The organism is Pseudomonas sp. Z3-6, assembly GCF_051131985.1.
Classification (GTDB): Bacteria; Pseudomonadota; Gammaproteobacteria; order Pseudomonadales; family Pseudomonadaceae; genus Aquipseudomonas; species Aquipseudomonas zanjanensis.
In genome coordinates this window covers 1,670,596-1,686,059 of record NZ_CP071644.1, presented here as the reverse complement: position 1 = coordinate 1,686,059, position 15,464 = coordinate 1,670,596, and the positions used below count along the sequence as shown (strand labels likewise).

4 protein-coding genes and 2 pseudogenes are annotated in these 15,464 nt (G+C 60.8%); 1 reads left to right on the top strand and 5 read right to left on the bottom strand.

Features of this window, described 5'->3' with window-relative positions; translation table 11 throughout:
- Positions 1–179 precede the first annotated feature (179 nt).
- The 3 genes and pseudogenes from J3P88_RS07660 to J3P88_RS07650 form a co-directional block, all read right to left on the bottom strand.
- A complete protein-coding gene (locus tag J3P88_RS07660; RefSeq protein WP_186728824.1) occupies positions 180–872 on the bottom strand; it encodes a sensor histidine kinase in 693 nt (230 codons plus the stop codon).
- Positions 865–2,472, bottom strand: a complete 1,608-nt coding sequence (locus J3P88_RS07655) for a tetratricopeptide repeat-containing response regulator (protein WP_186707053.1) — start codon at positions 2,470–2,472, stop codon at positions 865–867. Before J3P88_RS07655 ends, J3P88_RS07660 begins: the two co-directional genes overlap by 8 nt.
- Positions 2,473–2,875: 403 nt before the next feature.
- Positions 2,876–3,775, bottom strand: a pseudogene (locus J3P88_RS07650) (PoNe immunity protein domain-containing protein).
- Between the two features lie 324 nt (positions 3,776–4,099).
- On the opposite strand from J3P88_RS07650, the pseudogene J3P88_RS07645 reads away from it, so the two are divergent.
- A pseudogene (locus tag J3P88_RS07645) lies at positions 4,100–5,442 on the top strand (IS4 family transposase).
- A 98-nt stretch (positions 5,443–5,540) separates the two neighbouring features.
- On the opposite strand, the gene J3P88_RS07640 reads toward J3P88_RS07645, so the two are convergent.
- Both J3P88_RS07640 and J3P88_RS07635 read right to left on the bottom strand, forming a co-directional pair.
- On the bottom strand, positions 5,541–6,155 hold the full coding sequence (locus tag J3P88_RS07640; protein WP_434574578.1) for a GAD-like domain-containing protein: 615 nt from the start codon (positions 6,153–6,155) through the stop codon (positions 5,541–5,543).
- Complete coding sequence (locus J3P88_RS07635; RefSeq protein ID WP_434574577.1) at positions 6,152–15,457, bottom strand: hemagglutinin repeat-containing protein; 9,306 nt, start codon at positions 15,455–15,457, stop codon at positions 6,152–6,154. The genes J3P88_RS07640 and J3P88_RS07635 overlap by 4 nt, the downstream gene beginning before the upstream one ends.
- Positions 15,458–15,464 lie beyond the last annotated feature (7 nt).

The window sequence follows — 15,464 nt, the reverse complement described above, 5'->3', positions numbered from 1 at the left end:
TGTTCGGAATATCAAGCGCCCACAAACAATAAACACGAGTGCGGGGAATGTGAGGTCCAGTGTGGGAGCGGGCTTGCTCGCGAAAGCGGTGTGTCAGTCAGCATAAGTATGACTGATGTACCGCTTTCGCGAGCAAGCCCGCTCCCACAGGGGATTTGTGGTGTTTTTTTAGGGCACGCTCAGGGCAAGTAAAGCCGGAACACCCCACCGCCCAACACACCGCCATTGGCAATCTCGGTCCGCCCGCTCACGCCGCCGCGCTGGTGCAGTCCGGCGATCCGCGCGGCGAAATACAGGCCCAGCCCGGTGCTGCCGCTGCTGTGGTTGATGCCCTGCACATACTCGGCCTGACGCTCGATCATCTCTGGCGGGTAACCCTCGCCGTCGTCGTTGATGGTCAGCACCAGTTGCCCGGCTTCGTCGCTCACACTGATCAACAGCGCCTGGCGCGCATGGCGAATGGCGTTATTGATGCAGTTGTCGAGCACCGACGCCACCAACTCGCGGTCGAAAAAGCCCAGCGGGCTGAGCGGATCGACGTCGAAGGTGGCCATGATCCCACGGCTGCGGAATACATCCTGATGGCCAGCCAGTTGCGCCTCGATGAAGTCATCCAGCTCATGGTAGGCCGGGTGCAGTGGCAACTGGTTGACGCCGAGCTTGTACAACCCCAGCAACTGCACCATGAGGCCGTTGAGATGGGCGAACTCGAACTCGATGACGCCCTGCTCCGAGGTCTGTCGCTCGGATTCGGGCAAGCGCTCGAGCCATTGCCCATGCGCCTGCATGAGCAAGGTCAGGGAGTTTTTCATGTCATGCACGGTCGACGCGATCACCGTGGAAAAATCGAGTGCCTGTTCGCTGTCATTCATCGCCAAATGCCTTACTTCGCAGTTTTTGATAGCGCGCAAAACGCGCATCGGTGTCGGGCATCATGCCCACCAGTTTCAGGCAGGCGCGGCACTCCTGCAGCAGTTCCGACTCCACAGTGGTGTCGGTGCCATGCAGCAGCGATTGCGCCATGTTCAGGGCAATACTGATGTTCTTCGGTTGCATCTTCAGGGCGCGGCGGAACAGTTCTCGCGCCTCTGGCAATGCGCCAGTCTTGTAGACCCGCACGCCTTCGCGGTTCAACTCGGCGGCGGCATTGCCCTGGTTGAGAATGTTCGGGTCGTCGGTGAGCTTGGCGATGCCTTGCATCACCGTCGGGTCATCACCGTAGATCTCCGCGCAGTTCTTGAGCATCGACTCGCCGGCGCTGGTCTGGCCGAGCATTTGCAACTGCTTGGCCACCAGCAACGCGGCCTCGGCGCTCATGAACTGCTCCATGCCATCGAGGCGCTGCAAGGCCTGCTCGGTGAGCTTTTCGGCGGTTTCGGCATCGTTGAGCAACAGGCTCGTGGCCTTCATCAACCGCGCCCGGACCTGCAAACCCGGGTCGTTGAGATTCTCCTTCGCCACCGCGCTGAGGGTCGTGTTGATCTCCAGCCGCGTCCGGGTGTCGAGGCCTTTTTCGCTGCCCTTGCTGATCAGCGCATGGGCCAGGCCGAGATTGCTTTCCGGGTCCTTGAAGCGCGACTGCGCGCCTTGCCCGACCGCTTGGCGATAGGCTCGGGACGCCGTGTCGAAGTCTTCGTTGGTCATCGCCAGCTTGCCCAGCAACGACTGACGGCGCACCGCCAGCGGCGACAGGCGCACCGCCTCTTCCAGCACGTGCTGCGCCTGCTTGGTGTCGCCTTCGGCCATCAACACTTCGGCCATGCCGTCGTACAACGCCGGCATCATCGGAAAGACTTTCAGGGCTTTTTCGTAAACGGCCTTGGCCTGCGTCACCTGGCCGCGCTTGAACATCAACTTGCCCAACCCCGCGTAGGCCCACGGCAACGGGCGATCGGCGATGATCGAGTTGTACAGCCGTTCAAGGGCCTCATTCTGATTCAGGTCGCGCAACGCATCGGCGCGATAACGCAGGCACAACGGCCCATAGCGCGGGTCCTGCTTGCACAGGGCGATGCAGGCATTGAGCACTTCCATCGGCTTGCCACGGTCGAGGGCTTGCAGGATCGGCTTGAGCAGGGTCTTGCGTTGCTCGAGCCGCTCCAGCCGCTGGGCCAGGCCGGAGCGGTTGAACGGTTTGGTCAGGTACGCATCCGGCTCGTGCTCCAGGGCACTGAGCACCATCGCCTGACTGGTCTCGGCGGTCACCATGAGGAAGACACTTTCATGGCTGATCAACTTCTCGACCATCAGGTCTTCAAGCACCTGCTGGCCATTCTTGCGCCCGTCGCCCAGGTGATAGTCCTGCAGGATGAAGTCATAGCGCTTCTGCGAGCACATGCGCAGCGCCACTTCACCGGTGTCGGCGGTGTCCACGTCCTTGACGCCCAGCTCACGCAGCATGGAGCGGATCGAACTGCGGAAATCCGAGAAATCATCGACGATCAAAAAGCTTTTTTGGTGGTACGCCAGCATCGAGGATGTCCAGGCAAGTAAAAAAATAACCCAATGGCATAACAACGAAACGCCGTGTCACAACCCCGAGGCGCGCAGATGATAGTCACCAGCCAGCAACGTTCAAGGGATTTCAGCACCCGCTTGGCCTGGCTGTGTCGTGACGCACATTGCGAGCCGAAACGCAGGAAACAACCGGGCTCATCAGGTTATCGGCAGGCGATGGCGTTCCGTTAAGGGGAAGGTGTGGGAGAAACCGAGTGCAGACGACTGGCTGAACACCCGTGGCGAGGGAGCTTGCTCCCGCTGGGCCGCGCAGCGGACCTGTTTTTGGCGGCTGCTGCGCAACCGAGCGGGAGCAAGCTCCCTCGCCACGAAGGGTGATGTCAGGCTTCAGCCCCTCGACTGATCAAACGAAACTTGCTCACTCACGTCGCCTCAACAACCTCGCCCAAAAACCTCCCTTATTCTCCACAACCACCGTAGCAGGCGGTTCAGCTTCCTGCCTGAGCGGATGCGTACTCGGCCTATTGGGTCTCAACAAGTCCCCTGGGTAATGCTCCAGCCCCAAGCACTGTGAATCGTCCATATCAAAAGCCTTGACCGCCGCCACGGCCTCTACGCACCAACGACCGAAATAGGCGCCGCCCTCGAAATTTTCATCGCCATAGGTATACCAATAGGGATGTCTATAACTGACAGCCTGAGGATCAGAGCCAGACTTGGCACCGGTACGCACCTCCGCGTACCAATGCTTGACGAACGCACTCAACAGCGATGCTTGCGAATCCGCCGGAGCGTCTACCGCCGTCAGTAACCGAGCGTAGGGTTTCGGGTAAAGAAGCACAGAACCTATTTTGCGTTCAGGGCTGCGACTCGCAATGATCCGGTCGAGCAGCACGTCCTCGCCTTCGTTACCGATCAACGCCAGCAACCGCCTCCACTGGTCATCCGCAATATCCAGCGCCAATCCCAAGCCCACCAGCCAGAAGCAGGTGATGTAATGGTCGTAGTTGACGCGCCAGCTATGGCGAGTGAATTGCTGCTCCTGGGTCCAGACCGTCGCGCCAAGGCGCTCGGCCTCCTCCCAGGCATCGAGCAGCCCGGGAAAGTATCGCGACAGGTCCGCTATCAGATCGCCAGCAGAATACCGGCACAGCATCTGGTGCCAGTGTTTCTACGCGATGATGAAAACGTACTGCGGCGCGTAATCGGGATCGCCGGCAGGTTTAGCGGCGGTTTCCAGCGCGTCGACGATGCTCTGATCACCATACTCAACCCATTCCGACCAGTAGCGGGAGTCTCCCAGCGGTGCCCGAATCACCTATGTTTCCTCCGAAATTCAACATCCTGGAATTTTCCTGCATTTAAGCTGGGAGCCAGTGATCGCGCCTATATCTAAAGCCCGAATTTAGTGAGCCACTAAGAACCCACTCCCGGTGAGAGCACACCGTCCTCCGGCTCGCCATGTAAAAAGGGGACAGACTTGAATGGCACTTACTTAACGGCTAACTAGCTGATACGGCTGCAAAAAATGAAAAAAGGCTGGCCTTGGTCTACGGTGATAGTTGCGAACACACACCGATCAAGCAAGGACACAGCCCGAGTGAATCGTAGACGCCAAATCGTCCGACATCAATAGCACCGTATGCGCCAGCACGCCACGAACAGCAATGCCCATGCTTTCTTCAAACTGCTCAACGACCCAGAGCTATTGCGGGGTGTCGAGTCGTCGATACCCAAGCATCGCCAGCGGCTATTCCCCCCGACCGAAACACTGTCCCTGTTTTTGTCCCAGGCGATGAGCGCCGATCGCTCCTGTCAGAATGCCGTGAATGATTTTTCTGTCAGGCGCTCTACGAGGGGTTCAAGCCCAACAGCATTCATACCGGTGCTTACTGCAAAGCCAGAGCCCGGCTGCCGGTGGAGATGGTTTCAACCTTGTTGCGCTCCACGGGGTTATCGATGAGCAACCGGGCTCCGTCATCGTGGCGTTGGAGGGGGCGACCTGTGCGCCTCGTGGATGGCACTACAGTTACCCTGCCGGATACGCCGGCCCACCAAGAGGCCTATCCGCAATCTCGTGGGCAGAAAGCCGGACTGGGCTTTCCTATCTGCCGGGTGGTGGGAATTGTTTGCCTCGCCAGCGGTGCTGTTTTGGATGCCTCGTTGGGACGTTTCCGCGGTAAAGGAGGTGATGAGCAGACGCTGCTCAGAACCATGCTCAATACCTTGGAACGAGCTGACATTGTGCTGGGCGATGCCTACTACGCAACCTACTTTTTGTTGTGTGAATTGCAACATCGAGGCGTGGACGGGGTGTTCGAACAATATGGCGCTCGACGGCGTAGCACGGACTTTCAGTTGGGAAAGCCCTTGGGGACGGAAGATCATTTGGTTGAGTTGAAAAAACCCAAGGCAAAGCCGTCCTGGATGAGTCAGGCCTATTACGACGAGGCACCTGAAACGTTGACAGTACGTGAGTTGAAGGCCGGTGGAAAAATCCTGGTCATCACTTTGAATTGTCCACAGCAGGTGCCAAAAACTGCTCTTAAACCACTGTTTAAAGACCGATGGCACGTGGAGCTGGATCTGCGCAACCTCAAGACTACGCTGGGGCTTGAAGCACTGACCTGCAAAACGCCAGGTATGGCCGTCAAAGAGTTGTGGATCTACTTGCTGGCGCACAACCTGATACGGATGCTCATGGCGCAATCAGCTCTGTTGGCCGACTGTCTGCCTCGCGAACTGAGCTTCAAGCATAGCCTTCAGCTGTGTCTAGCGTTGAGGCAGTACAGGGCTCAGGAGCAAGAGGATCGTCTGCTGAATCTGCTTGCGCTGATTGCCCAAAAACGGGTCGGAAAGCGTCCTGGCAGAATTGAGCCGCGCACCATAAAACGAAGACCCAAGCCTTACCCCATGCTGATGAAAACACGTCGATCAGCAAGGGCTGAGGTCAGGAAGAATGGACACCCGAAGAAGGTTAAGTAAGTGCCATTCGGGACAGACTTATTTGGAAACTAGGAATTAAATAATCCGCCCTTCCAACAAACAAATTTATCCCCTTTCCTCCTTTCCCTCTTACTCGTTCAAGAACGCATCTGTCGCAGGATCATTAAATGAACCTCCAAGTTACATTTAACCAAATGATCTAGCGAAGCAGTCCCCCCAACAAACAATGCCGGCTCAAAGCCGTAAAGCTCACTCTCATCAAGCGCCCCCAACTTATCTAGCGCTCGCTCAAATAGAAACTCACCTTGATCATCCTCCAAATCATAACGCTCCTTATCAGACATAGCGAAAAATGTCTGAAGGGCTAGATCCGGATTTTTGTTAGGCGTTTTCAGTTTACTCATTAACGCGACGATAGACCCCGTCGGACACGAAACAACAATCTTCTGATTGTATTTTTCACCCCAAGCATAGAGAGTCCCAAACGCGCTCCTCGCAATAACGTGGTAGTTATCTATTTGTGGAAATTCAGTGCCCGCGAGCCACATATCGAGCAGATGTTTATAATCATCCGGATTTACCGTCCAGAAAAGGCCATTGGCATATCCGCACCACCCCTCATCCTGCCAATAGTCAAGCAACGCCTCAGGCAGCACCCCACGATATTTAGCAATTTGGGAGTCAGGCACATGTCGATGAGATGTGGCTTCCCCCATCACGCTGATGAAATACTGGAAATCTTCGTCCCTCATCTTGCCTGTGCTCCTCTGAGTAGCTCTAGCCGGACATTCAATTTAGCGCTGCCAGCACCGGTGGAAATGGCCGTATCTACGGCTTGATCGACAGATGATAAACGACTTGACCAGCTAGCACCTATGGATGAGTTCACATTGGTGTCCCCCATCCTTACCGGCGCTGGCGTCGTCCAACCGCCTGCAACCATGTCAGGCTCGTGCAAGGCTGCAAGACTAGATTTAATTTCCTTGGCGCGATCTTTTGCCATCTGCGTTGCCGTAGAACGATCGACACCTTTATTTATTAAACTTTGTCGAATACTCTCAGACACTTCTCTCTCGAACTCACGACCTAGACTTCGCTGCATTGAATCAGCTGCGGGATTGCGGCCTTGTTGAATGTAGGCATCCCGTGCAATTTTAAACTCATCAGCTGTCATGCTATTAATCGCATCCTGCTGAGCTTGCAACTGCTTGTTGTACTCCTTCAAAAATGTTTTCTGCTGATCGGGGGACATTTCTTTGTAGCGAGGATTATCGTAGGGATTAAAACCGTCTAGCTTCAGCTCATCAAGACGATCAATCACCTTGGTTGGTTGAGTCCCCTTAACACCCGAACTATAGTCCACGGTGTTTTCAACAACCTTCCCATTAACCGTCGTCGTGACAGTGCCATACCCCCCCTCAAGCTTCTTGCTATACGCCCCCTCCACGCTGCTCCAGTTCATCGGCTTACCGGCCGACACTTCAGCTTTGGCAATGTTGGCCATATCGGCCATTTTTTCAAGCTCTTTGGCCCCCACCTTGATCCCGGTTTTCGCCAGCGCCACGCCGCCCTTGGCCGCCGTGCCCACGCCCGTGGCGATGGTGCCGACTTGCCAGACCAGTTCGCCAATATCCTGGCCCAGTTGCACGGCACGTTCGTCGCCGCCGTGTTCAAGGGCGTCTTCGATACGTGCGATTTTGGCTTTGGCGTCACCGACCATTTCATCGCCTAATCTCTGGCGCGCCTCGGGATCGTCGATCAAGGCTTTGATACCTTTGATCCCTTCAACCGGATTGAGGAGGAATTGCGCCAAGCCTTCGACATCGCTCCAACCCGCCTGCGCCAAACCTTTGCCCACGCCGAAGCGGGTCAGGACGTCTTGTTTCTTGTGGATGTACGCCCACTTGGCGATCACCTGCGCTTTGGCCCCGAGACCGTCAGCCGCGCTGTACTCCTTCTCCGCCTGAACCAGCTGCTGAGTCGCCAGCCAGTTGTTATCCACCGCTGCACCGGCCGCGCTGTTGGCGGTAGCCGGGTCGAGCGAGGAGCTGGTGGCGGCCAACCCGGTGACAATGCTGACGATCAGGTTGCGCTTGGCTTCGCGCTGGGCTTCGCTTTCATCGGGGCTGGCTTCGGAGAACAGGCCGGTGAGCAGGCTCGACGCCGCCGCGCCGGCGGCTCCGCTGCCACAGCTCTGGCTGCTGGCGGCGGCACCGGCGCAGGCGACGATGCCGTGCAGGGCGGCGTGCAGTGGCGAGCCTTCGGTGAGTTTGCCGTCCGCCACCAGGTCACCGATGTAGCCGGCGCCCTGCTGCTGCAGGTAGTTGACCACCAGCCCTTGGAGGAACGCACTGTTGCCGCCACTGATGTTGCCGCTGGCCGCGCCGACCAGGGCGGTGGTGATCTGCCGGTAGGTGCCGCCCGCGCCCCACTTGTCGGCGATGCCGCTGGCTTCGGCATTCAGCCGCTGAGCGCTGCCGAGCAGCGCCAAGCGTTCGCTGTCGGTGAGTTTGGCGTTGGGGTCCAGGGCCGCTGCCTGCGCTTTCTCGGCCTGTTTGCGCTTGAGGTCGACTTCCTTGGCCTTGTTGGCGAGCAAGGTGCTGGCTTCGTTGGAGAACGCCCCGACAATCTCGAAACCGGCACGGATTTCGTCTTCGTCGAAGATCGGCTTGAGGGTGTTGGTGGTGTCGCGATCGCTGGAGACATCGCGGTTGAGGCTGGCGATAGTTTGCTCGCCGTTCTTGCCGGTGCGCTTCTGTTGCTCGGCGTCGTTGCTGATGACAATGGTGCCGCCACTGATGCCGCTGCGGGTGACGCTGCTGGCGTCGTCGCTGGCGCTGATGGCGATCGGCATGGTGGCGCTGAGGTCGTTGTCGTTCTTCGGCAGGTCGGTGCCAGGGGTTTGCGTGCCGCCGCTGGTGGCGTTGCCCTGCTGGTCCTTGCCGACTTCGCGATAGCCGCCACCGACGCTGACGGTGCTGGCGTCGTACTCGGCCTTGTTCTTGATGTCGCGGCTGGTGAGGCTGGCGGTGACCAGGCGATTCTTGCCGTCCTGCACGGCCTTGTCGCTGCTGGCGATGACAGCGCCGACCAGATCGGTGTTGCCCCCCACGCGAATGTCAAAGCCGTCGTCCCCGGCCTTGATGCCCGATTGCTCGGTCACGCTGGCGTAGTTGGAATCGATATCCGTGGCGCCGAAGCTGCCGCTGACACCGTTGACCGAACTCATGCCGTAGCAGAACGGCGGAATGCACAGGCTAATGCCAACGCCCAGGCTCTTCTCGTCGACCACATAGGTGTTGGTGTCTTGCAGGCTTTCGATGTTCAGGTCGCCGCCAACATCGGCCAACACTCGCTTGCCGCTGGCCACCGCGCCTTTGAGGTTGGTGTCACCGCCCGAGGACAGCAACAACTGGTTGCCCGCCTGGACATGGGTATTGGTGTGGGTGAGGCCATCGCCATCCGCCTGGCCACGGCTGCCGGATGCCCCCAGATCCAGGGTGAAACCGTTGCGAGCACCGAGAGAAAAGCCGATGCCGATGCTGGCGCTGCTGCCTTTGCTGTCGGTTTCCTGTTTGTCGATATTGCGCGCGGCGAGCAGGTTGATGTCACCGTCCGCCAGCAGGCTGGCGTTGCGGCCGGCCTTGATATCGCTGCCTTGTACGGTGATGTTGCTGGCGGCACCCGCGCCCGTGGCGCGCAGGCGAACGTCGTTGCCGGCGGTCATGGTCGAACCGGCCGCGCTGTCGCTGGTGTAGGTGGTGGTGCTTTCGTTCTTCTTGGTGCCCAGGGACAGGCTGATGTTGATCCCGCCCGCCGCGCCCGGGTCCATCGCCACGGCGGTGGCGGCATTGTTGGTCGCCAGTACGGCGGTGGCGGCGGCCAGGGCCTTCATGCGCCCGTCGTCGGTTTTCTCCGATGCCCGTTTCATTTGCTGGGACGTCTGGATCGCGCTGATCACCGGGTTGGTCACGGTGAGGGTGAACCCGGTCTGCTTGAACAGGGTTTCACGCTCGCGCTCGCGGGTGTTGCGCGCCTCTACGACGTCGATGGTCTGCGCCGTGACGTCGATGTTGCCTTGTGGCGCCGACACCTGGCTGCCCACTTGGCGATAGCCCTTGCCCGCTTCGATCAGCACATCACCGGTGGTCGAGCCGACCGTGCTCGCCACAGCCGTGTGCTCGGTGGTGAGGTCCTTGACGCTCTGTTGCTGGGTCCCCATGGTCACGGCGATGCCGCCGCCGCTGAACAGGCCGCTTTTCTTCACGGACTTGTCATGGCGTTCGCTGCTGCTGGCGGTGTCGGCTTCGATGTTGACGTTGTTGTCCGCCACCAGCACCGTCTGGGTCGTGGACACCACGTTGCTACCCTTCAGGTTGATGTCGCGACCGGCCTGCACATAGGTCTGCTCGCCGCTGAGGGTGGAGCCTTCGACCGAGGTCTGGCTGATGGTGTCGCGGGTGGTGGTGGTCTTGCTGGAAAACATCCCGTTGCTGCCCTTGACCTTGTGGGCTTCATCGGCGAACTGGTAGTTCTGGCCGGCGGTCAGGTTGACGTCGCGCTTGGCCTCGGCAAACACCGCCCCTTGCTCGCTGGTGACCTGGGCCGCGCGGGCGTTGAGGTCTTGGCCGGCGCTCAAGCGCACGTCGCCCTGCCCTTGGATCTGGGAGCCGACTTCGGTCTGGCTGGCATCCTTGCGCCAGTTGCTGCTGTTCCAGGCCAGCGCTTGCTCGTGGGCTTCGCCGACGGTGGCCAGGTTGATGTTCTTGCCCGCCTCCAGCAAGGTACTGCCGCCCTTGCCGGCATTGACCACCTGGGCCCCGGTGAGGTTGAGGTCGTTGCCGGCACTCACGCCCATCGTGCCTTGGGCGCCGCTGACGAACAGCCCGGCCACCCGCGACAGGTTGGTGCGGGTGCCTTGGGCGCTGCTGCTGTCCCGGCTGCTGGAGACGACGTTGATGTCCTGCCCGGCCTTGAGCGACAGGCTGTCCACGGCACCGATCAGGCCGCCAAGGTTGTTGAGGTTTTCCCGCGCGGTGAGCGATGCCTTGTCGGCCTGGATGCGCCCGCCGAGGTTCTCGATGTTCTGCGCGGTGATCGCCATGACACTGCGCCCGGCCAGGCTGCCACTGTTGACCAGGTCGCCAGCGATGTTCAGGTTCAACTGCTGCCCGGCAATCAGGGCACCGGAGCCGTTGAGGTCGCCCTCCTGGACCCGTACGTACACTTGCGGCACCAGCACGTTGCGGGTGTCGCCGTTGGCCAGGGTGACCTGCTTCTGAACCAGCCAGACGATGTCACTGGTCAACTGGGCCATCTGCGCGGAGGTCAGGGCCACGCCGGGCACCAGTTGCCATTGGCTGGCGACGGTCACGGCGTTGTCGATCAGGGCACGGTACTGCGCTTCGTCATTGGCGTAGCCGTCGAGGAAACGGCGGCCGGTGAGTTGCGCGATCTGTTCACGAATCAATTTCTGTTCGTAGAAGCCGTCGCCCAGGCGTTGTTGCGTCAGTGCCGGGTCGACTTGCAGGCGCTGCAGCATGTAGTCCGATGACAGCCAGGTGCGGTAGCTGGCAAAACGCGGATCGGTTTCGATCAGGTAGCTGCTGGTGTTCTGGGGATTAGTGGTGAACAGGCTGTTGTTCGGCAATGCCAGGGAGGGCCCGCCACTGCGGATCTGCTCGGCCACGCCCTTGCTGTTGAGGGTGGTCTGGGCCGCGACCTGAACGATGGGCGCCACTTGAAAGGTCCTGTCGACCGGAGCGCTGACCGTGCCCGTGGCGGCGATCTGTTCGCCGACGCCCTGTGTGGCGCGGGCGCTGATCTGGGCGCCGGTACCGTTGCCGGCGGCGTTCTGGGCGAACACGGTCGGTTGCAGGGTGATGTCCTGGATCAACGGCGCAGGCGTGTAGGCCGTGATGGCTGTTCCTTGACGGTCCCGGCCCTTGCGCTGGATGCGATAGAAGCTCGTTGCGGTGCCGCTGTCGGTGGTGGTGCGTTGGCCAGTCAGTTCGGTGTTGGTCAGGCTGGTAATGTTGGCCTGCAACAACCCACCGGCAATGATGCGGCTCTTGTCGTTGAGCACATCCCCTGCATTGATCTGCATCGTCCCGCCCGAGAGGATCTGCGCCGGTGCCGAGGTGGCGATCTGGGTTTCCTGGACCACGCGGGTGTAGTCGTAGCGGTTCCAGCTATCTTTGCTCCCCTCAGGCGTGTTGAGGTAATTGACCTCGTCGTGGCTCACGGAAATCTGGTTGCCCTGGTAACGGTTCGGCGAACCGCTGAGCTGGAATTCCTGCAAGGCGGTGCGGCTGACTTCCACCTGTTGGGTACTGAAGTGTTCGTTGGTGTTGCGCACGCTTTGCACATCGAGCGACAGGTTGCCGAGGGCCTCGATGGTCGCACTGGCGTTGGTCAGCAGTTGGGCCCGGTCCTGGGCCTTGTCAGTGGCGCTCAGCGCACCGCCAATGGCGAGGTCCCCGGCACTGAAGATCATTGCCTGCTCGCGGTTGTCCAGGGTGCCGGTGCCAATGTCCAGCGACTCGCGGGCGGCGATGGTCGCGGCGACGCCATTCTCATCGCGGTTGCTCAGAGCCGAAGTGGCAATCGCCAATCGGTCGCCGTATAGACGTCCCGTGCCCAGGTTATTGAGCGACAGCGCTTGCACACGCACTTGCTGGCCGTCGATCAGGCCACGGTTGGTCAAGCTGTCGTTGACGGTCAGGCGAACCTGGCCGGCGCTGATCTCGCCGCTGACGGCGTTGTCCAGGGTTTGCGAGCGCACCAGCAGGAGATTGCCCGCCAGCAGTTTTCCGCTGTTGTTGAAAGCCCCTTCGGTGCTCAGGTCAATCTTGCCATTGGCCTGTATCTGTCCGCTCAGGTCCAGGCCATTTTGCAGGCTGAACGTCAGGTCCCCCAGGCTCAGGGCTCGGCCGGTGCCCGAGTAATAGGCGGCGTTGAGGGACAACAGGCTGCCGGCGAGCAAGGTCCCGTCGAGGTTGTGCACCGCCTGGCGACGTTGCGCCGGATCGCGATCGGTGATGGTCAGGCCGGCCCCCGAGGAAATCAGGCCGCCCTGGTTATCCAGCGCTTGGCTGACACCGATGGACAATCCTTCGTCGGCGCGCACGGCTCCGGCCTGGTTGCCGAAGGTGTCGAGCACCAGGCTCATGGCACCGCCTTCAAGGCCCTGATTGGCACCTTGGGTGGCGCTGTTGTCGAGCACGCCGGCAGTCACGCCCAACGTGCCCGCGCTGCGCACCAGTCCGCCCTGGTTGCTGAGCGTATCCCCCAGCGCCAACTGGACATCGCCGAGGCCCTGCAATTGACCGCCGCGGTTATCCACCCGGGCGCCTTCGACCTGTACGCTCTTCTGGCCAATGATCTGGCCGCCGCTGCCGTTGGTAACGTCGGTGGCCTTGAGCACCAGCGCGCCCTTGGCACCGAGGAAACCGGCGCTGTTGTTGAAATGGGCACTGTGGATTTCCACCGCGTCCTGGCCGCTGATGCCTTGGGTGGTGCCGGACTGAAGGTTGTTCAGCGCCTGGGTGCCGGTGTCGATGAACAGCTTGCCCTTAGCCTGGATCAGGCCCGCCGCGTTGCGCAATTCACCGCTGCGCAGGTCGAGGGTCGCACCGGCATTCAACGTGCCTTGGCTGTTGTCCATCAGCAGGCCGTGGCTATTCAGGTCCAAAGCCTGGCCACTGATCACCCCGCCCTGGTTATTCAGGCCCAGGGCCGACAGCGTGATATCGCCCAGCGCTTCAAGGCGTCCGCCGCTGTTGTTCAGCGCATCCGCCGAGACGGTGACCTGCAACCCGGACTTCACCGACCCCAGCACGCCGTTGGTGTTGTTCAACTGTCCGGCGATGATCTCCATGCGCTGGGTGGCGGCGAGCGTGCCGCCGATATTGTCCAAGCGGTCGAACTTCGCGTGCAGCTCACCGCCGGCACTCACGGTGCCTTGGGCGTTATCCAGCGCCTTGCCGCTGACCTTTGTCGTCCCACTGGCGGCCAGCGTGCCACCGCCGTTGTTGACCTTTTCGTCGGCCGTGACGGTCAAGTCACCGCCAACGGTGGCGAGGACTTTGCCGCCCTGGTTGTTCAGCGCGCCGACCTTCAGCACCACTGCACCAGGACTGCTGACTTGCCCGGCCTGATTGTCGAAGCGTTCACGGGCAGTGACCTGCAACGGTTGCGCGCCGGTCTGGAGAATACGTCCACGCTGGTTGGACAACGTCGTGGTGTCGAGCGTGATCTGCTGGCCTTGGGTCAGGCCATTATCGACCACCACCTCGCGGGCCTTGACGCTCAATGTGCCATTACTCGCCAAGGTACCTTTGCTGCCGGCCAACTGGGTGGCCTGGATGTCCAGGGTGCCTTTGCCGGCGTGCTCGACCTTGCCCGTGCTGTTGTCGAGCCGGTCGGCGCCAAGTTTCACATTGGTGGCATTGGAGGCAATCCGGCCGTCGCTGTTGTCGAACGTGGCGGTGGCCTTGATCGACGTGTCGGCCGTGCCGGTCTGCACCAGCTCGCCACCGACATTGGAAATATCCCGCGCGCCCATCTGCAGGTTACCCGCGGTGACCTTGGCCGTATCGGTGCGCAAGGTCTTGGCCGCTTTGGTATTCAGCACTTGGGTCGCATCGACTTGACTGCCAGTGAGGTTGGCATCGCCGGTACTGGCCGTCAGGGTCACATTGCGGCCCAGGGTCTGGCTGCCGCTCAGGTCCAGGTCAGCGGCCTCGACGCTGACATCGCCGCCAGCAAGATTCTGGCCCTGCGCCTTGACGGTGGCGGCCCGTAGCGCGAGGTTGCCGCTGCTGCCCAGTTTGCCGTCCGCGCCGACGCCCGCCGCCAGGCTCGAGGCCGTGGTGCTGCGGATGGTCTTGGCGGTCAGCGTGGTGTGGGTCTGGCTGGCAACCGTGCCGCTGTTGTCGATGTCACCGGTGCTGTCGAGCCTCAGGTCGCCCTTGGCGTAGAGCGTGCCGCTGTTTTCAACGCTGGTGGCAGCAACCCGGGTCGCCGTTGTGCTGCTGATGGCGCCCTGGTTTTGCAACTTGCCGTCGGCGCTGATGACCACCTCGCCCGCCATGGCGCCGATCTGCCCGGCGTTGCGCACACCCACGCCGGATTCGGTGCCCACCAGCATGATCTTCCCGGCATACATGCCGCCGAGCTTGGCCACGTCGATGGCAACGGTGGGTTTTTCTCCCTCGGCGCCTGGTAGCGGCGTGGCCTGGGTGTTGTCGGCATTGACCTGATTACGTCCGGCCGTAACCTTCAAGTCGTTGGCCCACACCCCGGCGTTGACTTGTACCGAACGGGCAATCAGATCCGTATAGTCGGCCTCGCGGGCGTCCAGGCCTTTGCCTTCGATGTTGATGGTCCCGCCCTGCACGGTGTAGCCGGTGATGCGACCGTTCTCCAACTGCGCCCGACCAGTGCTGAGGGTGGCCCGGTCGGCGTTGATGAAGCCGCAACCGTTGCAGGTGATACCGGACGGGTTGGCGATCACCACTTCGGCGCGCTGGCCGGCGACTTCGACGTAACCGCGCAATTGGCTGGGATTACTGGAATTGACTTCGTTGAGGATGACCCGCGCGCTGCCATTGCCCAACATCGGGTTGCCTTCGATCCAACCGCCCAGTTTCGTCTGGCTATTGCCCGCGCCATTGTTGAGGATTACCCCGCGGCCATCGACGTCGAACTGGTTGTAGGTGTTGCGCGAGACACCGCCAGCGCTAGGCGCGCGGATGTTCACCTGCGGCGTGCCGTTGGCGCTTTGTATGATCACCGGTCGCTGGCCAGCCGGCGCGCCCGGGTCGGCGACGATGGTGCCGGCCCAGGTCGGCGCCACGCTCAAGGACACCAGGCCAATCGCTGTCATCAAGGCAAAGCGCAACGCCCCGAGCGTCGCCGTGCAAGCCGCTGCGCCCGCCGCCGGGCCAGAACGAGTCCCCGGCGCCTTGACTTGGCTGGTAACGTTCTCGGCCACTACCATCAACAGTCCGCGAGCCTTGTTGAAAACGATTCGGTACAGATGCTTGTTCATAGCAATT

Bases quoted from the DNA above. Each gene is read 5' to 3' on its own strand.
- J3P88_RS07660 (WP_186728824.1), bottom strand. From the start codon at position 872: ATGAATGACAGCGAACAGGCACTCGATTTTTCCACGGTGATCGCGTCG.
- J3P88_RS07655 (WP_186707053.1), bottom strand. From the start codon at position 2,472: ATGCTGGCGTACCACCAAAAAAGCTTTTTGATCGTCGATGATTTCTCG.
- J3P88_RS07640 (WP_434574578.1), bottom strand. From the start codon at position 6,155: ATGAGGGACGAAGATTTCCAGTATTTCATCAGCGTGATGGGGGAAGCC.
- J3P88_RS07635 (WP_434574577.1), bottom strand. From the start codon at position 15,457: ATGAACAAGCATCTGTACCGAATCGTTTTCAACAAGGCTCGCGGACTG.